Source organism: Altererythrobacter sp. B11, assembly GCF_003569745.1.
Taxonomy (GTDB): domain Bacteria; phylum Pseudomonadota; class Alphaproteobacteria; order Sphingomonadales; family Sphingomonadaceae; genus Croceibacterium_C.
In genome coordinates this window covers 1,377,235-1,401,262 of the sequence record NZ_AP018498.1, presented here as the reverse complement: position 1 = coordinate 1,401,262, position 24,028 = coordinate 1,377,235, and the positions used below count along the sequence as shown (strand labels likewise).

The 24,028-nt window shown below is 67.5% G+C and carries 19 protein-coding genes; 13 read left to right on the top strand and 6 right to left on the bottom strand.

The genetic code is table 11. The features are described from left to right. Window positions 1-189: 189 nt before the first annotated feature. Together AEB_RS06680 and AEB_RS06675 are read left to right on the top strand one after the other, a co-directional pair. Window positions 190-588, top strand: a complete 399-nt coding sequence (locus AEB_RS06680) for a lysozyme inhibitor LprI family protein (protein ID WP_119082484.1) — start codon at window positions 190-192, stop codon at window positions 586-588. Beyond that, window positions 588-2,609, top strand: a complete 2,022-nt coding sequence (locus tag AEB_RS06675) for an acetyl-CoA carboxylase biotin carboxylase subunit (RefSeq protein ID WP_119082483.1) — start codon at window positions 588-590, stop codon at window positions 2,607-2,609. The genes AEB_RS06680 and AEB_RS06675 overlap by 1 nt, the downstream gene beginning before the upstream one ends. 16 nt (window positions 2,610-2,625) lie before the next feature. On the opposite strand, the gene AEB_RS06670 is transcribed toward AEB_RS06675, so the two are convergent. The 4 genes from AEB_RS06670 to AEB_RS06655 form a co-directional block, all read right to left on the bottom strand. Further along, on the bottom strand, window positions 2,626-3,201 hold the full coding sequence (locus AEB_RS06670; protein ID WP_172593019.1) for a nucleotidyltransferase family protein: 576 nt from the start codon (window positions 3,199-3,201) through the stop codon (window positions 2,626-2,628). Continuing rightward, window positions 3,194-4,069 carry an XdhC family protein gene (locus tag AEB_RS06665; protein WP_119082481.1) on the bottom strand — a complete coding sequence of 292 codons (876 nt, stop codon included), beginning with the start codon at window positions 4,067-4,069 and terminating at the stop codon, window positions 3,194-3,196. Before AEB_RS06665 ends, AEB_RS06670 begins: the two co-directional genes overlap by 8 nt. Before the next feature lie 79 nt (window positions 4,070-4,148). Continuing rightward, window positions 4,149-6,380, bottom strand: coding sequence for a xanthine dehydrogenase family protein molybdopterin-binding subunit (locus tag AEB_RS06660; RefSeq protein ID WP_231958944.1), 2,232 nt, complete (start codon window positions 6,378-6,380; stop codon window positions 4,149-4,151). Beyond that, entirely contained in the window at window positions 6,373-6,846 is a 474-nt protein-coding gene (locus AEB_RS06655) for a (2Fe-2S)-binding protein (protein ID WP_119084504.1), read from the bottom strand. Before AEB_RS06655 ends, AEB_RS06660 begins: the two co-directional genes overlap by 8 nt. A 210-nt stretch (window positions 6,847-7,056) precedes the next feature. Between AEB_RS06655 and AEB_RS18520 the strand changes: the two genes are divergently transcribed. The 11 genes from AEB_RS18520 to AEB_RS06600 all read left to right on the top strand — a co-directional run bounded on the left by AEB_RS18520 (window position 7,057) and on the right by AEB_RS06600 (window position 19,397). Next, window positions 7,057-7,554 carry a MarR family winged helix-turn-helix transcriptional regulator gene (locus AEB_RS18520; protein WP_119082480.1) on the top strand — a complete coding sequence of 166 codons (498 nt, stop codon included), beginning with the start codon at window positions 7,057-7,059 and terminating at the stop codon, window positions 7,552-7,554. 139 nt (window positions 7,555-7,693) lie between these two features. After that, entirely contained in the window at window positions 7,694-9,124 is a 1,431-nt protein-coding gene (locus AEB_RS06645) for an efflux transporter outer membrane subunit (RefSeq protein ID WP_119082479.1), read from the top strand. After that, window positions 9,121-10,431: an efflux RND transporter periplasmic adaptor subunit gene (locus AEB_RS06640; protein ID WP_119082478.1), complete on the top strand. Its 1,311-nt coding sequence runs from the start codon at window positions 9,121-9,123 to the stop codon at window positions 10,429-10,431. The genes AEB_RS06645 and AEB_RS06640 overlap by 4 nt, the downstream gene beginning before the upstream one ends. Further along, on the top strand, window positions 10,428-11,144 hold the full coding sequence (locus AEB_RS06635; RefSeq protein WP_119082477.1) for an ABC transporter ATP-binding protein: 717 nt from the start codon (window positions 10,428-10,430) through the stop codon (window positions 11,142-11,144). The genes AEB_RS06640 and AEB_RS06635 overlap by 4 nt, the downstream gene beginning before the upstream one ends. 8 nt (window positions 11,145-11,152) lie before the next feature. Beyond that, window positions 11,153-12,355, top strand: a complete 1,203-nt coding sequence (locus AEB_RS06630; RefSeq protein ID WP_119084503.1) for an ABC transporter permease — start codon at window positions 11,153-11,155, stop codon at window positions 12,353-12,355. A 41-nt stretch (window positions 12,356-12,396) separates the two neighbouring features. Beyond that, window positions 12,397-13,020: a CerR family C-terminal domain-containing protein gene (locus tag AEB_RS06625; RefSeq protein WP_119082476.1), complete on the top strand. Its 624-nt coding sequence runs from the start codon at window positions 12,397-12,399 to the stop codon at window positions 13,018-13,020. After that, window positions 13,017-14,024 carry an HlyD family efflux transporter periplasmic adaptor subunit gene (locus tag AEB_RS06620; protein ID WP_119082475.1) on the top strand — a complete coding sequence of 336 codons (1,008 nt, stop codon included), beginning with the start codon at window positions 13,017-13,019 and terminating at the stop codon, window positions 14,022-14,024. Before AEB_RS06625 ends, AEB_RS06620 begins: the two co-directional genes overlap by 4 nt. A gap of 11 nt (window positions 14,025-14,035) precedes the next feature. Then, entirely contained in the window at window positions 14,036-15,775 is a 1,740-nt protein-coding gene (locus AEB_RS06615; RefSeq protein WP_119082474.1) for an ATP-binding cassette domain-containing protein, read from the top strand. Continuing rightward, complete coding sequence (locus AEB_RS06610) at window positions 15,772-16,902, top strand: ABC transporter permease (RefSeq protein WP_119082473.1); 1,131 nt, start codon at window positions 15,772-15,774, stop codon at window positions 16,900-16,902. The genes AEB_RS06615 and AEB_RS06610 overlap by 4 nt, the downstream gene beginning before the upstream one ends. Beyond that, the gene (locus tag AEB_RS06605; protein WP_119082472.1) at window positions 16,902-17,996 is read left to right on the top strand and encodes an ABC transporter permease; all 1,095 of its coding nucleotides are present in this window, start codon (window positions 16,902-16,904) and stop codon (window positions 17,994-17,996) included. Before AEB_RS06610 ends, AEB_RS06605 begins: the two co-directional genes overlap by 1 nt. Before the next feature lie 3 nt (window positions 17,997-17,999). Beyond that, the gene (locus tag AEB_RS06600) at window positions 18,000-19,397 is read left to right on the top strand and encodes an efflux transporter outer membrane subunit (protein WP_119082471.1); all 1,398 of its coding nucleotides are present in this window, start codon (window positions 18,000-18,002) and stop codon (window positions 19,395-19,397) included. Window positions 19,398-19,413: 16 nt separating this feature from the next. Here AEB_RS06600 and AEB_RS06595 read toward each other — a convergent pair whose 3' ends face one another. Both AEB_RS06595 and AEB_RS06590 read right to left on the bottom strand, forming a co-directional pair. Further along, on the bottom strand, window positions 19,414-20,820 hold the full coding sequence (locus AEB_RS06595; RefSeq protein ID WP_119082470.1) for an efflux transporter outer membrane subunit: 1,407 nt from the start codon (window positions 20,818-20,820) through the stop codon (window positions 19,414-19,416). Window positions 20,821-20,828: 8 nt separating this feature from the next. Then, window positions 20,829-24,011 (bottom strand): efflux RND transporter permease subunit, encoded by a 3,183-nt coding sequence (locus AEB_RS06590; protein ID WP_119082469.1) that lies wholly within the window; start codon window positions 24,009-24,011, stop codon window positions 20,829-20,831. Between the last annotated feature and the right edge of the window lie 17 nt (window positions 24,012-24,028).

Below are 24,028 nucleotides of genomic sequence, written 5' to 3'. Positions count from 1 at the left end.
GGCAATGATCCCCGGAACCACGCTCGCCCGCCCCCTTCGTCATGCTGAACTTGTTTCAGCATCCATTCCTCCGCCTGCACCGTCCGCGCGGGGGGCACGATGGACCCTGAAACGAGTTCAGGGTGACGAGTCGGCGGGCCGCAGGGTGTTTGCGAAAATCCCCGCCACCGAGAAGAAGGAAGCTACGCTATGATCCTGCTCCTGCTGGCCGCCGCCGCCGCGTCCGCGCCGCCCAACCCCGCATGGAATTGCGACGATCCCGTGCAGCAGCAGGAGATGAACTGGTGTGCCGGGCAGGAATATCGCGCGGCGGACGAGGCGCTGAATGCGCAATGGAAGGCGACCGCCGCGCGGATGAAGCAGCGGGACATGGTGGTGGACACCAGCCATGACGGCCGGCCCGGCTATTTCGCCCAATTGCTGGCCGCCCAGCGGGCCTGGCTGAAATATCGCGACGAGCATTGCGTTTCGGCAGGCTTTCTGGCGCGCGGGGGATCGCTGGAGCCGCTGCTGGTGGCCAATTGCAAGACGGCGCTGACGCAGGAGCGCACGATCCAGCTGCACGACATCGAAGTGTGGCCGGAGTAATGTTTCGCAAGATCCTGATCGCCAATCGCGGGGAAATCGCCTGCCGCGTGATCCGCACCGCGGGCCGCATGGGGATCGCCACCGTGGCGGTCTATTCCGATGCGGATGCGCGCAGCCCGCATGTGGCGCTGGCGGATGAGGCTGTGCGGATCGGCCCGGCACCGGCGGCGGAAAGCTATCTGCTGCCCGAACGCATCATCGCCGCCTGCAAGGAAACCGGGGCGGATGCGGTGCATCCCGGCTATGGCTTCCTGTCCGAACGGGCGAGCTTCGTGGAGGCACTGGAAGCGGAAGGCATCGCCTTCATCGGTCCGCCAGCCAATGCCATCGCCGCCATGGGCGATAAGATCGAAAGCAAGAAGCTGGCGGCCGCCGCCGGAGTGAACATCGTCCCCGGCTCCGAAGGCGCCATCGCCGATACGGATCAGGCGCTGATCGAAGCGAACCGGATCGGTTATCCCGTGATGATGAAGGCGAGTGCGGGCGGCGGCGGCAAGGGGATGCGCCTTGCCTGGAACGACCGCGACGTGCGCGAAGGCTTCGAAGCCACGCAGCGCGAAGGGCTGAACAGCTTCGGCGACGACCGCGTGTTCATCGAGAAGTTCATCGAGAGCCCGCGTCATATCGAAATCCAGATCCTGGGCGACCGGCAGGGCAACATCCTCTACCTGCACGAGCGGGAATGTTCGATCCAGCGGCGCCATCAGAAGGTGGTGGAGGAAGCCCCCTCCCCCTTCGTCTCGCCCGATATGCGCCGGCGCATGGGCGAGCAGGCCGTCGCGCTGGCGCGGGCGGTGGGCTATCATTCGGCGGGGACGGTGGAACTGATCGTCAGCGGCGCCGACCCCACGGGGGAGAGCTTCTACTTCCTCGAAATGAACACCCGGCTGCAGGTGGAACATCCGGTGACGGAGGCGATCACCGGCGTCGATCTGGTGGAGGAGATGATCCGCGTGGCGGCGGGGGAGCCCCTGCCCTTCGCGCAGCTGGACATCGCCATGCACGGCTGGGCCATCGAAAGCCGCGTCTATGCCGAAGATCCCTATCGCGGTTTCCTGCCGAGCATCGGGCGGCTGGTCCGCTACGATCCGCCCGAGGCGGCGCTGCACCAGTCCCCCGCCAGCGACGGGACGGGAGAGCAGCCCTATGTGCGGCTGGACGACGGTGTGGCGGAAGGCGGCGAGGTGTCGATCTTCTACGATCCGATGATCGCCAAGCTGGTCACCTGGGGGCGCACGCGCGACGAGGCGGCCGATCTGCAGATCCGCGCGCTGGACGATTTCGTGATCGAAGGGCCGGGGCACAATCTCGATTTCCTCTCCGCGATCATGCAGCATCCGCGCTTTCGCGAAGGGCGGCTGACGACGGGTTTCATCGCCGAGGAATATCCCGAGGGGTTCACCGGCGCCCCGGCGGATGAGAGCACTCTGCGCGCCATCGCCGCCTGCGCCGCCGGCATGGAATTCACCCGCCGCGCCCGCGCACAGCGCATCTCCGGACAGATCAACGGCAGCCCTCCCGTCACCAGCGACTGGTCAGTGCGGATCGACGGGCGCGACTTTGCCGTGACGCTGGGCGAAGGCCACGCGATGGTCGACGGCGCGCGGTTGGAGGGCCATTGCGACTGGCAGCCCGGCGTGCGCCGCGCGCAGGCCACTGGCGAGGGGCTGCGGCTGGGCCTGCAGGTGACGCGCGAAGGGCTGCACTGGCACATCACCACGCATGGTCGGCGCCACAGGGCACGCGTCCTTCCCGCATCGCTGGCGCCGCTGGCGACGCATATGATCGAGAAGGAGCCGCCCGATCTTTCGCGGCTGGTGATCTGCCCGATGCCGGGGCTGCTGGTCCGCCTGCATGTGGCGGAAGGCGATCAGGTCGAGCTCGGCCAGCCGCTTGCCACGATCGAGGCGATGAAAATGGAAAACATCCTGCGCGCGGGCAAGGCCGGGCAGATCGCCGCGATCCTCGCGGCGGAGGGGGACAGCCTGGCGGCCGACGCCGTGATCATGGAGCTGGACTGACCGCGGCGCGGCGGCGCTACCCCGCGCGAAGGGCCGCTTCGGCCTCGGCCAGATCGTCCTGAGTATCGACGTCCAGCAGCGCCCCCGGCGGCGGGATCAGCGTGGTGGAGGCAAGGCCGGCGAGCAGTTCCCCCGCGCCCCGGTCGGATGACAGCGCGGCAAGGCGTGGCAGCAGCTCAGCCCCGAACAGCGCCGGCACGCCCGGCCGCCCGCCGTGCGAAACGGCAGCGGGTGGCGCGGTGGAAGCGAGGCGGCGCAGCAGCTCCGCCGGGACCAGCGGCATGTCCGCCAACAGCACGAGCAGCGCCGGGGCGCGGCGCCGGATCGCCGCCTGTGCCGCCAGTGCGACGGAGGTGCCCAGCCCGCGCGCCGGCTGCGGATTCACGATCAGCTCCCACCCCTCGGCAGAAGCTACGAAGCGCGGCGCCTCCGGCCCAGTCACGATCAGGCCCGGCGGCAATCCCGCCTCTGCGACGCGGTCGAGCGCCCATTGCCCCAGCGGCTTGCCCGCGCAGGGGGCATCCAGCTTGCCGCCGCCGAACCGCGTCGCCGTGCCCGCCGCCAGCAGCGCGACGCAGGGCAGCTCAGCCATGCGGATGCAGTGCCTCATATTCGCCGACGATCTGGGCGAGGACGGAAAGCCCCAGGACGCCCGGCTCCCGGCTGCGGGGGATGAGTCCGATCGGGCTGCTGATCCGCGCCCGCGCCGCCTCGCCTGCACCCGCCCGCGCGAGGCTTTCCAGCCGGCGGCCCCGCGCCTCCGCGCCGCCCTGCGCGCCGATATGGAACGCGGGCGTTTCTAGCGCCCATTCGAGCAGCGCCTGTTCCCATTCGTGATCGTGGAACAGCAGGACGATGGCGGTCCACCGATCCACCTCGATCCCCTGCGGCCGGCGGCCCAGCGAGAGGGCGGCCGGATCGTCCTTGCTGAAGCTGTCCACGGCGATTCCCGCGGCACCCGCGAGAGTGGCGAGCGCCTGCAGTTCCGGCCCCTCCCCGAACAGGGCGAGGCGCAGCGGCGGGATATAGCGCCGCTCCTGCAACCACGGGCTGGGAGCCGGCAGCGGCAGTGTGGCTTCCTGCCGCGCTTCGAGCTGGTCCGCCGCGCGGCGACACGCTGCGCGGTCCGGCGCGGGGTCGATCAATATGTCCAGCCCGCTGCCGCAGGGCAGGCGGAAGTCGATCAGCGGCGAACCGGCACCGAAGCGCTTCACCTCCGGCGCGCGTCCTTGCGCGGCGGCAATCTCGCTCGCCAGCTGCCGTTCCAGGCAGCCATCGGCGAGGCTGCCGGCTATCCGGCCATCCGGGAAGACGGCGAGCTGCGCGCCGAGCCTGCGGGAGAAGCTGCCTTCGATGCCCACGATCGTGCACAGCCCCACATCGGGGCTGCACGCGGCCAGCAGGGCGGAGCGATCCCCCTGTGCCAGACTTGCGGAGGGATGCTCAAGCAATGCGGCCACGCCGCCTATCTAGCCCTGAATGCGCCGAACGCTAGCGCGCAGCGTGAAAAGAAAGGGGCGGAGATGATCCGCCCCTCGCTCAGACAAGCTGCTTCGTGTCGATCGGCAGGCTGCGGATACGCTTGCCGGTGAGGGCAAACAGCGCGTTCGTCAACGCCGGGATCACCGGCGGCAGGGCCGGCTCGCCAAGGCCAGTGGGGGCGTTGTCCGACTTCACGAACTCCACCTCGATCTTCGGCGTCATCGGCATGCGCGGCACCGGGTAATCGTGGAAGTTCGACTGCACGGCGGCGCCGTTCTCGATCTGCACTGCCAGCGCGATGGCCTGCCCCAGCCCGTCGATGATCGCACCCTCCGCCTGGTTCATCGCCCCCAGCGGATTGATGATGTGGCTGCCCACGTCGCCGGCCGCCCAGACATTGTGGACATTGATCTGCCCGCGATCGGACAGGCTCGCTTCAACCACTTCGGCGAAATAGCCCAGATGGCTGAAATAGAAGCCGAAGCCCTTCCCGCGTCCCTCGGCCGCGCCACCCTTCCAGGCGGACATGGCGAGGGCCTTGTTGATGACCGCAGTGGCCCGGGCGGGATCGAAGCCCGGCTGACTGGAGCCGAAGGCCTTCCCGTCCGGCAGCTTGCTGCCCGAAGCCAGCAGCGCCAGCATCAGCGTGGGAAGATCGCTCCCCTGCTCCTGCGCCACTTCGTCGAGGAAGGACTGCATCACGAAGCTCAGCGCATTGGACGAAGGCGCCCGCAGCGCGCCCATGGGCACGCGGGTATCCAGCTTGCTCTGCGCATAGCGCAGATTGGGCACGAACTTCGCCGGGAAGACATCCGGCGACATGGCAGCGGGGTTGTAGCCGCCTTCCACCGGCGGCGCGAAGGTGACGAAGTGATCGTCGAAGCCGATCAGCTTGCCATCCGCATCCAGTGCCGCACGCAGGCGATGCCAGCCGGCCGGCCGGTAGAAATCGCTGCGCACATCATCCTCGCGGCTCCAGATCAGCTGCACGGGCTTGCCCGGCATCTTGCTGGCGATGGCGGCCGCCTGGTGCATGTAGTCGTTAGTGAGCCGCCGGCCGAAGCCACCCCCCATGCGGGTGATGTGGACCGTCACCTTCTCCGGCGGGACGCCCAGCATCTTGGCCACGCCCTGCTGGCCGCCCTGCGGCGTCTGCGAGGGCGCCCACATCTCCATCGCCCCGTCGGCATGGCACAGCGCGGTGCAATTCTGCGGCTCCATGGGCACATGCGCCAGGAAGGGATAGGAATATTCCGCATCCAGCACCTTCGCCGCGCCGGCGAAGGCCGCATCGACATCACCATTGGTGGAGAACACGTCCTGCGGCTTGCCTGCTGCCATCAGCTCGCGCGCCGCCTTGTCATAACCGGCGGTGGAGTGGCTGCCCCATTCGCCATTGTCCCATTCGATCGCCAGCTTTTCGCGCGCCTTGTTGGCGATCCACCAATTGCCGGCAATGATCGCCACGCCGTCAACCAGCTCGTCCGCGCTGCCATTGCCCTCGATCACGAAAGCGTCGATCACGCCGGGCACGGCTTTGGCCGCGTCCAGCTGCGCCGATTTCAGCTTGGCACCGAACACCGGCGAGCGTTCGAAGGCGGCATAGACCATCCCCGGCAGCTTCGTATCCACGCCGAAGATCGGTTCACCCTTGACGATCCTGGGGCTGTCGATCCCGCCGATCGCGCGGCCGATGATGTGGAAATCCTTGGGATCCTTCAGCGGCACTTTCGCCGGATCCGGCACGGCGCCGCCTGCGGCATCGCTCGCCAGTTCGCCATAGGTCAGCGTGCGGCCCGATGCCGGATCGACCACGGTGCCGAGCTTGGTCTGCAGCTTGGCGCTGTCGATGCCCCAGCGGCGCGAAGCCGCCGCCAGCATCATCTGGCGGCCCGCCGCGCCGACCTGGCGCATGGGCATCCAGTTCATCGGCGTGGCGAAGCTGCCCCCGGCGAGCTGCGGTCCGTATTTCGCCGCATCGGTATCGCCCTGCACGATGCGCACCTGCGCCCAGTCGGCATCGAGTTCATCGGCGATCAGCATCGGCAGCATCGTCTTGATGCCCTGCCCGATTTCCGGATTCTTGCCGACGATGGTGATCGTGTTGTCCGGCGCGATCGTGATGAACGCATTCAGCATCGCGTTATCGGACGCAGCGGTGGTGGCGGCCCGCGCGACCATCGGCATGCTGGCGGTGAGCGCCAGCCCGCCGCCGGCGAGCGCGCCCGCCTTCAGCAGGGTACGCCGGCTGAGCTGGGCCGAGCCGGCCCGTTCCATCAGGTCAGACATTGGCCGTATCCTCCTTGCCGGCGACCTGGGCGATCGCTTCGCGAATGCGGGTGTAGCAGGCGCAGCGGCAGATATTGCCGCTCATCGCCGCATCGATCTGGCGCGCGCTGGGCTGCGGGTTGCGGGCCAGCAGCGCCGTGGCATTCATCAGCTGACCAGCCTGGCAATAGCCGCACTGCATCACGTCCTCGTCCAGCCAGGCCTGCTGCAGCGCGCGGCCCGTTTCGCTTTCGGCCAGCGCCTCGATCGTGGCGACCTTCTTTTCGCCCACCGCGCTCACCGGCACGGAGCAGGACCGCTGCGCCACGCCGTCGAGATGCACGGTGCAGGCGCCGCACAGGCCCACGCCGCAGCCGAACTTCGTGCCGACCATGCCCAGTTCGTTGCGCAGAACCCACAGCAGCGGCATATCGCCGGGCACGTCCACTTCGCGCTCGACGCCATTGATCGAAAGCCGATAGGCCATCTGCACCTCCATTTTGATGTTCCCGCCGAACGGGCGGCGGCGCCGCGCGCCCGATCCCCACTTCAATGCCGGGCGGATTCCGCCCGACATCACAGGGGGAGAGTTTACCCGACTGGCGCCGCGCTGCAATACGCTATACCGCTTCGGGCGGGATTGAGGTGCGACGGCCGATCAGGGGGCCGCACACAGTGGAATACGGGGACCCAGCGGGTGAGCGAGACAGGGACGACGTCCAGCTTCGAGATTTACGAAAAGGGCGGAACGACCGAAGAAATCAGGCTGACCATCCAGATCGTGATCGTTGCGCGGCGGTGGCGTTCGCTGCTGGACGAACGGCTCCGCACGATCGGCCAGAGCGCGGCGCGCATGGAAGCCATGGCGGCGATCATGAACTCGCCCGATCTCAGCGCGCAGGTGGAAATCGCCAAGCGGCTGCGGATCGAAGGGCCGACGATGACCCGGATGCTCGACACGCTGGAGAAGGACGGGCTGGTGGAGCGGCTGCCCGATCCCGCCGACCGGCGCAGCAAGCAGTTGCGCCTGACCGACGCCGGGCGGGCCGCGCTGGCCGACATCTTCGACATTGCCGATGCCCTGCGCCACCGCCTGCTGCACGGTCTGCCGCCCGAAACCATCGGATTGCTGAACGATGCGCTGCAGGACCTGTCGCACAGGCTGGACGCGGGGCTGCCGCCACCCGGCAGCTGACACCGGTTCCGGCCTGAGCGCCCCCTGTGGCGCGAAGGCCATCATCTGCAACGAATTGTATCAGGTGCAACAAGGCGCTTTGCGTGCCACGCCGAAGGGCATAACGTCAGGCATCCAAAGACAGTCGCCAGGGGGGTACATGTCGGCACGACGAACGGCCTGGAAGGCCGCTTCTGTCGCCGCAGTCGCGTCGGGAGCGCTGGCTCTCACCGCCTGCGCCGCGCCCTATGTTCGGCCGCCGGAAGCGGGCGTGGAAGTGCCGGCCCGCTGGGCCGAAGCCGATGCGGCCCCCGCAAGCCTCGACCTGACCGGCTACTGGCGCATGCTGGACGATCCGCTGCTCACGCGCTTCGTGCAGGCAGCTATCGCCAACAATCTCGATCTGGCGCAGGGTGCCGCCAGGCTGGACCAGGCACGGGCCGCGGTGCGGCAGGCGCGCGCAGGCTGGCTGCCGACCATCACCGCCAGCGGCGGCGTCAGCAAGGACGTGGGCGATCTGGCGCAGGACGATCCCCTGTTCAGCATCGGCGGCGACGCCAGCTGGGAACTGGATCTGTTCGGCCAGATCAGCGGCGCGGCCGCTGCGGCCAATGCCGATTATCTTGCCGCCGGCTATTCACTGGCAGACCTGCAGCGCGCCATCGTGGGGCAGGTCGCGCAAGCTACCGTCAGCGCCCGCGCCACCGCACAGCAACTGGCGATCGCGCGCGACACGCTGGGCAATCAGGACGAGAACTTGCAGATCGCCCGCTGGCGCAACCAGGCGGGGCTGGTCTCCAGCCTGGATGTGGAGCAGGCGCGCACGCAGCGGGCCCAGACGGCGGCCACTATCCCGCTGCTGGAAAGCAGCCTTGCCGCCACAGCGAACGCCATTTCGACCCTGATCGGAGAACCGCCGGGCCGGGTGCTGGAACTGCTGCAGGAGACTGCGCCCGTCCCGCTGCCGCCGGAACTGGCCGGCTTCGCCCCGCCGGCGGAGATGCTGCGGCGGCGCCCCGATGTGCGGGGTAGTGAAGCCTCGCTGGTCGCTGCTTCCGCGCGGATCGGCGTGGCGCAGGCGCAATTGCTGCCGCTCGTCCGCCTGACCGGCACGGTGGATACGCGCGCGACAGATGTCGGCAATTTGTTCGATGTGGTGACCGGCAGCCTGTTCGGCGGAATCAGCCAGTTGCTGTTCGATGGCGGCCGCGCCGCTGCGCAGGTGGACAGCGCCCGCGCCGTTGCCCGCGGTGCGCTGGCCGCATGGCGCCTTTCGATACTTGCCGCGCTGGAAGATGTGGAGAGTGCCGCCGTGGATCTTAGGGCCGCGCGCGAGCGGGTGGCGATTTTCAGCGAGGCTCTGGATGCCGCAAACAATTCCGCCATCCTGGCGCGCAGCCAGTATCAGTCCGGGCTCACCGATTTCCAGACGCTGCTCACCGCGGAGAGCCAACTGCTCTCCGCGCGCAATTCGCTGGTGAGCGCAGAGGCCGATCGCGCCAATGCCTTCATCCGCCTGACCCAGGCGCTGGGGGGCGGCTGGTCGCCAGAGGACTTCCCGATGCCGAATATCGACGGGGCCGCACCATGACAGACGAGGAACAACAGCCGGGAACCGTGGACGAATTCCTCGGCACCACGCCCAGGCCGCGCTGGCGACGCTGGGCCAAATACTGGGTCCCGGCAGTGGTGGTGCTGATCATCCTGCTGCTGGTCCTCCGCGGCCTGGGTGGCGGCGACAAGACGCAATACATCACTGAAGACGTGGCGCGCCGCTCGCTTGACCTGACGGTGACGGCCACCGGCAATCTGCGCCCGACGAACCAGGTGGAAGTGGGCTCCGAAGTCTCCGGGCGGATCGACGATGTGTATGTCGATGTGAACGATCGCGTCACGCGCGGGCAACTGCTGGCGCGGATCAACACTGATGTCATCAATGACCAGATCACCCAGGCGCGCGCCAGCCTGGAATCCGCCCGCGCATCGGTGGAGCAGGCGAAAGCGACGCTGGAAGTGGATAGGGCGCAACTCGCGCGCCTGCAGGATGTGCTGAAGCTCTCGGGCGGCAAGGTGCCTTCCAAGACGGAGCTGCAGGCCGCGGAGGGTCTGGTGATGCGGGACAAGGCGGCGCTGGCATCAGCGCGCGCCAGCGTTGCATCGGCGCAGGCCCAGCTCTCTTCCAGCGAGACCAATCGCGACCGCGCGGCGATCCGCTCGCCGGTTTCGGGCGTGGTGCTCGCCCGCCAGATCGAGCCGGGCCAGACAGTGGTGGCCAGTTTCAACACGCCGACGCTGTTCGTGCTGGCGGAAGATCTTTCCACGATGCAGCTGCGCGTGAAGATCGACGAGGCCGATGTGGGCCAGGTGAAGGAAGGGCAGGAGGCGACCTTCGTGGTCGATGCCTATCCCAGCCGCCGCTTCCCGGCCGAAGTCACCCGCATCGATCTCGCCTCCAGCAACACGGCCACTTCGGCCACTTCGGGCACGGGCACTGCGGCCACCACCGATTCTGTCGTCAATTACGAGGCACGGCTGGCGGTGAACAATGCCGACGGGCTGCTGCGCCCGGGCATGACCGCCACGGCGACGATCGCCACCGAGCAGACCGGCCCGCAATTGCTCGTCCCCAACGGCGCGCTGCGCTTCAACCCCGACGAGGCGAAGGAAAGCGAGGGCGGCGGGATGCTCAATCCCGAGATCGGCCTCGGCAAGGAAGATCAGCAGGCCACCATCGGCGTCGGCAGCCGGCAATCGGTGCATGTGCTGACGGCGCAGGGCAAGCTGGAGGCGATCCCGGTGGTCACCGGCGAAAGTGACGGACGCTACACGGTGGTGACGTCCGACAGGCTGAAGCCCGGCATGAAGGTGGTCACGGGGGTCAGGGCGAAGGCGAAGTGAGCGAGCCCCCCCTCATCGAGCTGTCCGGGATCACCAAGGTGTTCGGCCGCGGCGCCGCCGCCTTCCAGGCGCTGAAGGGCGTGGACCTCACCATCCAGCGGGGGGATTTCGTGGCCGTGATGGGGCCGTCCGGCTCCGGCAAATCGACCACGATGAACATTCTCGGCTGCCTCGACACGCCCACTTCCGGCGTGTTCCGCTTCCGCGGGATAGAGGTGCAGTCGCTCGATCGGGACCAGCGCTCGCTGCTGCGGCGGCGCTATCTGGGCTTCGTGTTCCAGGGCTTCAACCTGCTGGCCCGCACCAGCGCGCTGGAGAATGTGGAGCTGCCGCTGCTCTATCGCGGGGAGCGGAAAGCGGTGCGCAGGGATGCGGCGATGAAGGCGCTCGATCTCGTCGGCCTGGCCCCCTGGGCGGATCATACCCCGGCGGAGCTTTCCGGCGGCCAGCAGCAGCGCGTGGCGATCGCCCGCGCGCTGGTGACGGGGCCCGACGTGCTGCTGGCGGACGAACCCACCGGCAATCTCGATACCGAACGGTCGATCGAGATCATGAAGCTGCTGGCCGATCTCAATCGCGACGGCATCACCGTGCTCATGGTCACCCATGAATACGAAATGGCGGAATATGCGAAGACCATCGTGCATTTCCGCGACGGGCTGGTGGAAAGCATCGAGCAGGGATCGCGCGCCGGCGCAGGGGAGACGGCCTGATGCTCGGCATGATGGGCGCCACCTTCCTCCTCGCCCTGCGCGAGATACGGCGCCACCTGATGCGCTCCTTCCTCACCACCGTGGGCATCGTGATCGGCGTCGCTGCGGTCATCACCATGGTGACGCTCGGCAACGGGGTGACGGCCTCGGTGCAGGACGACATCTCCTCGCTCGGCTCCAACGTGTTCATCGTCTTCCCCGTGCGGACAGATCGCGGCCCCGGCCGCCCCTTCGATGACACTGATGTGCGGGCAGTGGCGACCCAGATCGCCGGGGTGGAGGAGGCCGCCGGCAGCGTGAATGCCAGCGCCACCGCGATCCACAACGGGCAGAACTGGTCCACTTCCGTGCAGGGGGCGAACAACGCCTTCCTGCGCGGGCAATCGATCAAGGTGGAGGAAGGCCGCTCCTTCTCGGAGCTGGAGGAGGCCGCCGGCAAGAGCGTGTGCCTGATCGGCATCAAGGTGCGCGATGCGATCTTCCCGCCCGCATGGGACCCGATCGGGGAGGATCTGCGGCTGGACAACGTTTCCTGCACCGTGATCGGTGTGCTGGCGGAGCGGGGCCAGGGCGCTGCGATGAACAATCAGGATTCCGACGATGTGGTGATCATGCCGCTGAAGACGGTGCAGCGGCGCTTCACCGGCAATTCGGACCTGCAATATTTCATCGTGAAGTATGACAGCGCCTATTCCAGCGCGGGGATCCAGAGCTCGCTGGTCGATCTGCTGCGTGAACGGCGTTTGCTGCAGCCGGGGCAGGAGAACGATTTCAACATCATCGACACCGCGCAGGTCAACGATGCGATTTCCTCGGTCACCGGTACGCTCACCGCCATGGTGGCCGCCATCGCGGCCATCAGCCTGCTGGTGGGCGGCATCGGCATCATGAACATCATGCTGGTTTCGGTGACCGAACGCACCCGTGAAATCGGTATACGACTGGCCATTGGCGCCCTTGCAAGGGAAGTACAATTGCAGTTCCTGACCGAAGCGGTGGTGCTCTGCTGCTTCGGCGGACTGGTGGGCATCGGCCTCGCCTTCGTGTTGTCGCTTTCGCTCTCCACCGCGTTCGAGATTCCCTATGTCTTCGATCCGGTGGTGAATGTGATCAGCTTCCTGTTCTCCGCGCTGATGGGGGTCGCCTTCGGCTATTATCCCGCCCGCCGCGCCTCGCGGCTGGATCCGATCGAGGCCTTGCGGCACGAGTAGAGGCGCTTGCCTTGTTCGTTCGAACGAACTAGTTCTTCCGAATGGCTCGCGAGACTCTGCTGGATATGGCGATAGACCTCTTCGGCCGGCGGGGATTCGACGGCGCCAGCACGCGCGACATCGCGGCGGCGGCGGGCACGGCCATGTCCTCCATCACCTATCATTTCGGCGGCAAGGAGGGGCTGTATCTCGCCTGCGCGGAATATATTGCGGAACAGATCCGCGAGCGGCAATCGCACGCCTTCGTCCTCTTCCACGATGCCGCCGCCCTCTCCCGCGAAGACGCGCGCGACCGGCTGCTGCTGATCATCGACGGTCTGGCAGCCATGCTGCTGCACCCCAGCACCGCCAATTGGGCGCGCTTCATCGTGCGCGAGCAGCTTGAGCCGACCGAAGCCTTTGAACGCCTGTGGCGCGGCGGGATGGAACCGCTGGTGCGCGGCGCCGAAGCGCTGCTCGCCCGCGTCTGCACCGCCCGACCGGGCCGCGAACTGCGCATGATGGCGCTGCTGATCTTCGGGCAGGCGATGATCATGCGCGCTGGCCGCGCCTCGCTGTGCAAGGCGCTGGAAGTGAGGGACATCGGCGAGGCCGAAGCCGCGCTTCTGCGGCAGCGCCTGCGTGCCAACACGATCGCCATTCTCGATGCGGAGAAACCGGAATGAAAAAGCGTGTGATCGCCGGCGTGGCCGTGGCAGCGCTGGCCATCGCGGCCTATGCGACCAGCGGCTTCGGTCTGCTCGCGCCCGATCCCAACGGGCCGCTGCAGCTCTATGGCAATGTGGACATTCGCAAGGTCGATCTCGCGTTCCGCACGGGCGGGCGGATCGCCGCAATCGCGGTGGAGGAAGGCGACGAGGTCGCACAGGGCCAGCCGCTCGCCTCGCTCGATCCCGCCCCCACCGGCGCCCGCGCGGCGGAAGCCGATGCCGCTGTCGCCGGTGCCCGCGCCCAGCTGGCCCAGTTGCGCAACGGCAGCCGCGCGCAGGACGTGGCGAGCGCCCGGGCGGCCGTCACGGCTGCGGAGGCCGCGTTCCGCAAGACGCAGCAGGATGTCGACCGGCGTGAACCGCTGGTGGCGCCGGGCGCGATCAGCCGCGAGGTGTGGCAGGCGACATTGGCCGCACGCGATCAGGCCCAGGCGCAGTTGCGGGAGGCGCGCGAGACCTATTCCAAGCTCGCCACCGGCGCCCGCCCGGAGGAGATCGAGGCGGCGGAGGCGCAGCTGCAATCGGCCCTGGCCGCCCGCCGCAGCGTGGAAATCAATCTCGACGATACGAAGCTGACGGCGCCGCTGCCCGGCACGATCATGACCCGTGCGGAAGAGCCCGGCGCCATTGTGGCCGCGGGACAGACCGTGCTCACCCTGTCCATCACCCGCCCGCTGCGCGTCCGCGCCTATGTGGCGGAAGACGATCTTTCGCGCATCGCACCGGGCATGAAGGTCAATGTGACGGCCGATGGCAATCCCAAGGTCTATCATGGGCGGATCGGCTATATCTCGCCTCAGGCGGAGTTCACGCCCAAGACGGTGCAGACCGAGGATCTGCGCACCGATCTCGTCTATCGGCTGCGCATCGTAGTGGACGATCCGGACAATGCGCTGCGGCAGGGGCAGCCCGTCACCATCCTCGTTCCCAAGCCGAACGCCGCGGCTCCGCGACGCTGAAAGCCGGGGCCATGGCCGATCCCGTCGCCACTGCCAGCGATCTGGTGAAGCGCTTTCCCGGCGCCGCCGCGCCGGCGCTCGACAGCGTTTCCCTCGCCGTTGAGCCGGGGCGGATCACCGGCCTCGTGGGCCCCGATGGCGCCGGCAAGACCACGCTGATCCGCCTGCTTGCCGGGCTGATGGCGCCGGATGCGGGCGAGGTGAGCATTCTGGGGAGCCCGCCCGCGCAGCAGCTCGATCAGCTGGGCTACATGCCGCAACGCTTCGGCCTCTATGAAGACCTGACGGTGCGCGAAAATCTCGATCTTTATGCCGAACTGCGCGCGCTGCCGAAGGAGGAACACGAAGAGACCTTCAAGAGGCTGCTGGATTTCACCGATCTCGCGCGCTTTCAGGACCGGCTGGCTGGTAATCTCTCAGGCGGGATGAAGCAGAAGCTCGGCCTCGCCTGCACGCTCGTGCGCACGCCGCGGCTGATGCTGCTGGACGAGCCGGGGGTTGGCGTCGATCCGATCTCGCGGCGCGAGCTTTGGGCGATGGTGCAGGACCTGACCCAGCAGGACATCGCGATCCTGTGGTCCACCGCCTATCTCGACGAGGCGGAGAAATGCGACAAGGTCTATCTCCTCAACGAAGGCAAGCTGCTGTTCGAAGGCGCGCCGGGCGAACTGACCGGCCGGGTGGAAGGCCGGATCATCCAGGTGACCGGCTTCGAAGGGCGCCGACGCGACTTCCTGCGCCGGGTGCTCGACCGCGACGACATTATCGACGGCTCGATCCACGGCCGCTCGGTCCGCCTGCTGGCAGCCGACGATCGCCCGCTCCCCGCGGCGGGTGATTTCGAGGCCGGGCCGGATACGCAGGCCTCACGACTTCCGGCGCGTTTCGAGGACGGCTTCATCGAAATCCTTGGCGGCGGCCCCGGCGGATCGAGCCCGCTGGCCGAACATTATCGCACCATCCCCGATGAAGGGCGGCCGGCGATCGAGGCCAACGGCCTCACCAAGCGCTTCGGCAGCTTTACAGCCGCCCGCGATATGCGCTTCGCCATTCCGCAGGGGCAGATCTACGGCCTGCTCGGTCCGAATGGGGCGGGCAAATCGACCACCTTCAAGATGCTGTGCGGCCTGCTCAGCCCCACGGACGGCACCGGCTCCGTGGCGGGCAACGACCTGCGCAAGTCGGCCGCCGAAGCACGCGGTTCGCTGGGTTACATGGCGCAGAAGTTCTCGCTCTATGGCGAACTCAGCGTTGCGCAGAACCTCGACTTCTTCGCCGGCGCCTACAACCTCTCGCGCGCCGACGCGCGCCGCGCCAAGCAGGCCATGATCGAGATCTTCGCCCTGGGTGACAGGCTGGACCAGAACGCTGCCGCCCTGCCCCTGGGCTTCAAGCAGCGGCTCGCCCTCGCCTGCGCGGTGATGCACGAACCGCCCGTGCTATTCCTCGACGAGCCGACCTCAGGCGTGGACCCGGTGACGCGGCGCGAGTTCTGGACGCATATCAACGGGCTGGTCGAAAAGGGGGTGACCGTTCTCGTCACCACCCATTTCATGGACGAGGCGGAATATTGCGACGGTGTCTCGCTGATCTACCGCGGCGAACAGATCGCCACCGGCACCCCCGACGAGCTTAAGGAACATGCAGCCGAAATCTCCGGCAAGGCTGACCCAACCATGGAAGACGCCTTCATCGCCCTGATCGAGGCGAGCGAGCAGGAGGGCGATCCGCAAGGACGCGAAGCGGCATGAGCGGGCCGGACCGCTTCAGCAAGCGCCGCCTTGCTGCGATGGTGCGCAAGGAATTCGCCCAGATCAGGCGCGATCCCTCCACCTTCCTGATCGCGCTCGCCATGCCGCTGCTGCTGCTGTTCCTGTTCGGCTATGCCGTCTCGCTGGATACGTCGGAAACCAAGGTGGCGCTGGTGCTGGAGGATGACAGCCCTGCCGCCCAGTCGCTGGCGGGCAGTTTCGCCGCCTCCCCCTATTTCGCGCCGCAGATCATGCGCAGCCGGCAACCGGCGCGCCGCGCCATGGTCGAAGGCGCAATTCGCGGGATCATCGTCATCCCGCAGGAGTTCGGGCGCGATCTGGCCCGCGGCCGCCTGCCGTCCATGCAGGTGATCACCGATGGATCGCAGCCCAATATGGCGACCTTCGTCTCCTCCCATGCGCAGGGCGTCTTCCAGACCTGGCTGGACGACGATCCGCTGGCCGGCGCGCCGCCCACTCCGCAGGTGGAGATAAGCTCGCGCTACTGGTTCAACCCCGGGCTCAAGAGCCGCTATTTTCTCGTGCCGGGCTCCATCGCCACAGTGATGACGATGATCGGAACGCTGCTGACCGCGCTCGTGGTCGCGCGCGAATGGGAACGGGGAACGATGGAGGCGATCATGGCGACGCCGGTCTCCATGACGGAGTTCATCGCCAGCAAGATCCTGCCCTACTTCCTCCTCGCGCTCGCCTCGATGACGCTCTGCACCGTGATCGGCGTCACGATCTTCGGCCTGCCGTTCCGCGGATCGATCCTGGCGCTCTATGTCGTGGCCGCCACATTCCTGATGCCCGCACTGGGCATGGGGCTGCTGATTTCCTCGGCCACGAAGAACCAGTTCGTCGCCAGCCAGGTGGCGCTGCTCACCAGCTTCCTGCCGACCTTCCTCCTATCCGGTTTCGTGTACGAGATTTCCTCCATGCCGCCGCCGATCCAGGCGCTGACCTATATCGTGCCGGCACGCTACCTGATCCCCTCGCTGCAGACGATCTTCCTGACGGGGGACATCTGGTCGCAATTCCTGCCCAACATGGCTGCCATGCTGGGCTTCGGCGCGCTGTTCTTCGCGCTCTCCTTCCGCGTAACCCGCCGGAGCCTCGACTGATGCGGCGGCTGCAGGCGATGATCGTGAAGGAAATCTGGTCGCTGCTGCGCGATCCCAAGGCGCGCATCGTGCTGGTGTTTCCACCGCTGATGCAATTGTTCGTCTTCACCTTCGCGACGACGCTGGATGTCAGCAATGTGCAGGTCGCGGTGTTCGATCAGTCGCAGGGCGCGCATGCGGCGGAACTGGTGCAGCGAATCGAAGGCAGCCCGAACTTCCGGCAGGTGGCCTATCTCCATTCCACGGCGGAGGTGGAGCGCGCGATCGACCGGCAGGCGGTAATTGCGGCGCTGGTGATCGAACCCGATTTCGATGCCCGGCTCGACCGGGGGGAACCCGCGCAGGTGGGGCTGGTGCTGGACGGGCGGCGGTCCAACGCCGCGCAGATCGTCAACGGCTATATCGCGCAGATCGCCGGGCAGATGAACCGCGAAGCCGTGGCGCAGCTATCCGGCGGCGGGGTGGAAGTGACCAACTGGTTCAATCCGGCGCTCGACTTCAAATGGTTCACCCTGCCGGGGCTGATCGTGATCATCACCTCGATCGCGGGCATCGCCATCACCAGCCAGACGGTTTCGCGGGAGCGGGAGCTGGGCACTTTCGATCAATTGCTGGTGTCGCCCCTGCGCGCGCATGAGATCCTGGCCGGGAAGGTGGTGCCGCCGGTGCTGGTGGGCATGTTCAACGGCACGCTGTTCCTCATCCTGGCGCAGCTGGTGTTCGGCGTACCCTACACCGGTTCGCTGCTGCTCTTCTTCCCCTCGCTGGTGCTGTACATGTTCTCGCTGGTGGGGATCGGCCTGTTCGTTTCGTCCCTGTCGATGACGCAGCAGCAGAGCTTCCTCGGCGCCTTTGCCGTCACCGTGCCGCTGATGCTGCTGTCTGGCTACGCCAGCCCGATCGAGAACATGCCGCACTGGCTTCAGCCGATCACCTATCTCGATCCGGCGCGCTACTTCCTCACGGTTGTGCAGGGCCTGTTCCTCAAGGATCTGCCCGCCGGCGCGGTGTTCCGGCAGTTGTGGCCATTGGCGCTGATCGCTGTTGCCACCCTCACGGCTGCCGGCCGGCTGTTTCGCGCGCGAATGGAGTAAGACATGCGTATCCGCTTCGCCCCGCCCCTTCTTCTGGTCCTGCTCACCGGCTGCACCGTCGGGCCGGACTACCAGCGCCCCCAAGCCGCCATGTCCGCGGACTGGCTCGAAGCGGCGGCACCGGGGGACGTCGATCCGCAATGGTGGGAGCGGTTTGGCGATCCGGTGTTGACCGGGCTGGTGGCACGCGCCTTTCGCAACAGCCCGAACCTTGCAGAGGCCACCGCGCGCCTGGCCGAAGCCCGCGCCATGCGCGAGGCTGCGCAGGGCGGGCGGCTGCCGCAGGGCAGCGCCAATGCCAGCGCCACGGAGAACCGGCTGAGCGAGAACGGGCAGATCCCCGTCGCGCGCATCCCCGGCTTCGAACCGCAGTTCCCGCTGTTCGATGTCGGCTTCGACGCCAGCTGGGAGATCGATCTGTGGGGCCGGACCAGTCGCGAGATCGAGGGCGCCGCCGCGCGCGAGCAGGCGGCGATGTGGGCGGCGCGCGATGCGCAGGTGGTGCTGGCAGCGGAGGTGGCGCGCAGCTACCTCGATTACCGCGCCGCGCAGGCCCGGCTCCGCGTGGCCGAGGAGCAGGCTCGCGCCGCAGCACAGATCGCGCAGCTCACCGCATTGCTGGCCAGTGCGGGGGAAACCAACCGGATGGAGGCCGATCGCGCCGCATCCTCTGCCGAAGCGGCCCGGGCGGCGGTGAAGAATGCCGAAGCGGATGTGGCCGGCAGCGAATACCGTCTCGCCGTGCTCACCGGCGCGACGCCCGAAGCGCTGGTGCCGGAACTCCGCGCGAGCGCCGGTGGAATCCCGCAAGCTCCGCCGGTGATCGCCAGCGGTGTACGGTCCGAACTGCTCGAACGCCGCCCCGACATCCGCCGGGCGGAGCGCGAACTGGCCGCCGCCACGGCCGCTGTGGGCGTAGCCACCGCCGATCTCTACCCCAGCTTCTCGCTGCTGGGCAGCGTGGGGCAGCAGGCGCAGAGCCTGGACGACCTGCCCGACGGCGCAAGCACCCGCTATTCAGTGGGGCCCAGCTTCCGCTGGCCGATCTTCTCACTCGGCACCATCCGCGCGCAGGTACGCGCCGCCGATGCGCGGGCGGATGCCGCAGCGGCCCGCTATGAGGCAGCGGTGATCGGCGCGCTGTCGGATAGCGAAAGCGCCGCCAACCGCTTCGCCGCAGCCAGTGCCGCGGCAGAGGCCGCGCGGAACGCGCTGCAACGCCGGCAGGATGCTTTCGCCCTGGCGCAACTGCGTGCGGATCGGGGGGAAGACAGCCGGCTCGAACTCGAACAGGCGCGGCTCGCCCTCATGGACGCGCAGGCTCAGGACGTGCAGGCACGCGCTGCGCACTCGGCCGCCGCCATCGCCCTTTACAAGGCGCTTGGCGGCGGGTGGCAATAAGCGGGCCGCGCCGGGCCTAGCTGCTCCAGCCGCCGCCCAGCGCGCGGAACACGTCGATCTGCGCGCGGGAGACTTCGGCATCCTGCGCCGCCAGCTGCGCGCGCGCTTCGGCTAGCGTCCGCTCCGCATCCAGCCGGTCGAGCGAATTGATCGCCCCTTCGCGCTGCTGCGCCCGCACGATGCGCGCCGCCTTGTCGGCCTGCTCGCTCGCAGCCTGCAGCGCGCGCCGTCGCTCGATCGCGTGGGCGTAGTTGGACAAAGCCGTCTCGGTTTCCGCCAAAGCGTTCAGCACCGTCCCATCGAAAGCAGCGAGCGAGCCGTCGGCATCCGCTTCCGCCGCATCGATCCGCGCGCGCGTTGCCTCCTGGTTCGGGAAGGACCAGCTCAGCAGCGGGCCCAACACCCAGCGCAGCGGGCCGCCGGTGAAGATGTCGCCCAGGTCGGGGCCGGTCGAACCGATCGAACCGCCCAACGAGATGCGCGGGTAGAGATCGGCAGTGGCAACGCCAATCCGCGCCGTATCCGCCGCAAGCTGGCGCTCGGCAGCGCGAATGTCGGGCCGGCGGGCAAGCAGCTGCGCCCCATCGCCCACGGGCAGCGGCTGGGTAATCTCCAGCACAATGCTGCGCTCCCCGGCGATCGGCGGCAATTCGGCGGGCGCCCGCCCCGTCAGCGTCGCGAGGCGGAACAGGGCAGCGGCACGCGCCGCTTCCAGCGCCGGAATATCCGCTTCCCGCTGTTCACGCAGCGTGGCGATGCGGGCGACGGCAAGGCCTGTCTCCAGTCCGGCCTCATGCCGCTTGCTCGTCAGGGCGAGCTGGCGATCAAGCAGGTCGACGATCTCACGGGCCACGCGCAGGCGCGCCGAGGCGGACGCCGCATCGGCATAGGCGCGCGTGGTATCGGCGACCACGATCACCCGCAACGCATCCGCATCGGCCTCGCTCGCGGCGAGATCCGCCCGCGCCGCTTCAATGCCGCGGCCGATGCGGCCGAAGAGATCGACCTCATAGGCAACATCGATGCCGGCATCGTAGGACCAGTCTTCGCGTTGCAAGCCGGGCGGAACCTGCGTTTCGGGCAAGCGGTTATAGGTCGCGCTGGCGCCGATCGAGCTTTGCGGCAGGGCCTGGCCCCGGGCGCCGCGCACCCCAGCGCGCGCCCGCTCCACCCGCGCCGCCGCCTGCCGCAGGTCGGTGTTCTGCGCCAGAGCATCGCGCACCAGCCCATCGAGCACGGGGTCATCATACAGCCGCCACCACTGCGCGGGCAGCGGCGCCGGGGCGAAAGCCGGATCACTGGCGGAAAGGAAGGGGCCGGACGACGCGGGACGCGGGGGGGAGGCGGCGTAGTCCGGCCCGACCGCGCACCCCGAAAGGGCGAGCGCGGCAAGAGAGGCGGTTGCGAGAGTGCGATAGTTCATGATGGCACCTATTCGGCGGGATGCAGCGCGGCATCGTTGCTGCCGCCACGCTTGGTGCGCAGGCGGGCGATGCGATCGCCCAGCCCGCGGCACACGACATAGAAGGTGGGGGTGAAGATCAGCCCGAAGCCCGTCACGCCCAGCATGCCGAAGCACACTGCCGTGCCCAGCGCCTGGCGCAGCTCTGCACCCGCCCCCGTGGCGATCACCAGCGGCACCGCCCCCAGGATGAAGGCGAAGCTGGTCATCAGGATCGGCCGCAGGCGGGTCCGTGCTGCCTGCACCGCAGCTTCCGCCGGGCTCAGCCCATGCAGCTCCTCACCCTGGCGGGCGAATTCCACGATCAGGATCGCGTTTTTCGCCGCCAGCGCGATCAGCACGATCAGGCCGATCTGCGTCAGCACATTGTTGTCCATGCCGCGCAGGTTCACGCCGATCATGGCCGCCAGCAGGCACATGGGCACGATCAGGATGATCGACAGCGGCATAACCAGGCTTTCATACTGCGCCGCCAGCACCAGGAAGACGAGCACGACGGCCAGCGCGAAGACAAGCGCGGCAGTATTCCCGGCATATTTCTGCTGATAGGCGATGCCCGTCCACTCGATGTCATATCCGCGCGAGAGCGTCTCGGCCGCCACCTTCTCCATGGTGACGAGCGACTGGCCTGACGAATATCCCGGCGCCGTATCGCCATCCACCGCCACTGCCGGAGCAAGGTTGTAGCGGGTGACCCGGTAAGGCCCGGTCGTATCGCTCAACGTCGCCACGGAGCCGAGCGGCACCATGGAACCGTTGAGCGAACGGGTCTGCAGGTTGGCAATGTCCGAAGGGCTGTTGCGGAACTGCGCGTCAGCCTGCGCGGTCACGCGATAGGTGCGGCCCAGCAGGTTGAAATCGTTGATGAAGGCCGAACCCAGATAGACCTGCAGCGTTTCGAACACGCGCGACGGCGGCACGCCCAGGATCTGCGCCTTGTCGCGATCGATATCGGCGCGGACCCGCGGCGTGCTGGTGTCGAAGAAGGTATAGACGCCTGCCAGGCCCTTTTCCTGATTGGCCTGTGCGATCACCGCATTGGCGGCCTGCTGCAGGGCGCGGTATCCTTCGCCATTCTTGTCCTCCACCATCATCCGGAAGCCGCCGGCGGAGCCGATGCCGCGGATGATCGGCGGCTTCACGATCATCAGCCGTGCTTCGTTGATGTCCGCCGTCGCCTTCTGCGCTTCGGCCATCAGCTTTTCGAGGGTCTGGCCCTTGCTGGCGCGCTCCTCGAAATCGTCGAGCACCCAATAGGCGGCCGCGGCGCTGGCGGATTGCGTTTCGGAGGTACCATCGAAGCCGGAGAGCATGACGGCGCCCTTGATGCCTTCGAGCGGCAGCATGCGCGCGGCCACCTTCTTCATCACCTCGTCGGTGCGCGATGTGGCGGAGCCGGGCGGAAGCTGGATGACGGTGAAGAAGTAGCCCTGATCCTGCGCCGGGATGAAGCCCGTGGGCGTGGCCCACAGCACCGCCCCGGTGAGCGCGATTAGCCCGACATAGGCGGCCATCATCCGCCGCGGCATGGCGACCAGCCGCTCCGTCCAGCGGCCATAGGTGATGCTGAAGCGATCGAACGCCCGGTTGAAGGCGTTGCCGCCCCGCTCCACCAATTGCTGCCAATAGGCGCCTTCCGGCGCATGGCGGTGCGGCCGCAGCAGCAGCGCCGAGAGCGCAGGAGAAAGGGTGAGCGAGACGACCAGCGAGATGATCGTGGCGGCCGAAATCGTCACCGCGAACTGCTGGTAGAATGCGCCCGACAGTCCGCCGATGAACAGCGTCGGGACGAACACGGCACACAGCACCAGCACGATCGCGATCAGGGCGGCGCCCACTTCATCCATGGAAAGGCGCGCGGCTTCGAGCGGACTCATCCCGTTCTCGAGATTCCGCTCGACATTCTCCACCACCACGATCGCGTCGTCGACGACGATGCCGATGGCCAGCACCAGCCCGAACAGCGAGAGGTTGTTGAGCGAATAGCCGAGCATCGCCAGCACCGCGAAGGTGCCGATCAGCGAGACCGGGATTGCCAGCACCGGGATCAACGAGGCCCGCCATTTCTGCAGGAACACCACGATCACGATGACCACCAGCACGATGGCTTCGATCAGCGTATGGATCACCGCGTCCACGGACTGCTGGATAAACTCCGTGGGGTTGTAGACGATGCGGTATTCGAGGCCCGCGGGGAAATCCTTGGACAGGGATTCCATCTCTGCCTTCACCGCCTCTGCAGAGGCCAGCGCATTGGAATTGGGCTTCTGCAGCACGGGGATGATCACGGAATCGTTGTCGTTGAGATAGGCGGACGTGCTGTAATTCTCCGCGCCGATCTCCACCCGCGCCACGTCGCCCACGCGTACCTGGCGGCCATCCGCATCGGTGCGGATGACGACATTCTCGAACTGCGTCGGATCGGTAAAGCGGCCCTGCGTTTCCACGTTGAGCTGGAAGGCACTGTCCTGGCTGGGTGGCTGGCCCAGGGTGCCGGCGGCAATCTGGACGTTCTGAGCCCGGAGGGCGGACACGATGTCGCCCGCCGTCAGGTTCAGCGCCGCCGCGCGGCCGGGATCGATCCACACGCGCATGGCGAGCTCGCGGCTGCCGAACAGCTGTACCTCGCCCACGCCTTCGATACGCGCAAGCCGGTCCTTGATGCGGGTCTGCGCATAGTTGGAGATATATTCGCGGCTGAGGCTCTGATCCGGGGAGATCAGGTTCACGATCAGCAGGAAGTCCGGCGTGGTTTTGCGTGTCACGATGCCGAGGCGCTGCACCTCTTCCGGCAGGCGCGGTTCGGCAATCGCCACCCGGTTCTGTACCAGCACCTGAGCCTGGTCCAGATCGGTGCCTTGCTTGAAGGTGACGGTAATCGTCACCCTCCCGTCACCCGTGGACTGGCTGGAGAGGTAGAGCATGCCGTCCACCCCGTTGATTTCCTGTTCGATCGGATTGGCGACGGTGTCCGCCACCGTCTCCGCCGAGGCGCCAGGATAGGTGGCGGTGACCGTCACCGTGGGCGGCACCACCTCCGGATATTGGGACACCGGCAGGAATGAATAGGAAATCGCGCCCACAAGCGTGATGATGACGGCGACGACGACGGCAAAGATCGGCCGGTCGATGAAGAAGCGTGACAGGCGCATTTCGGGCTCCTGGGAGA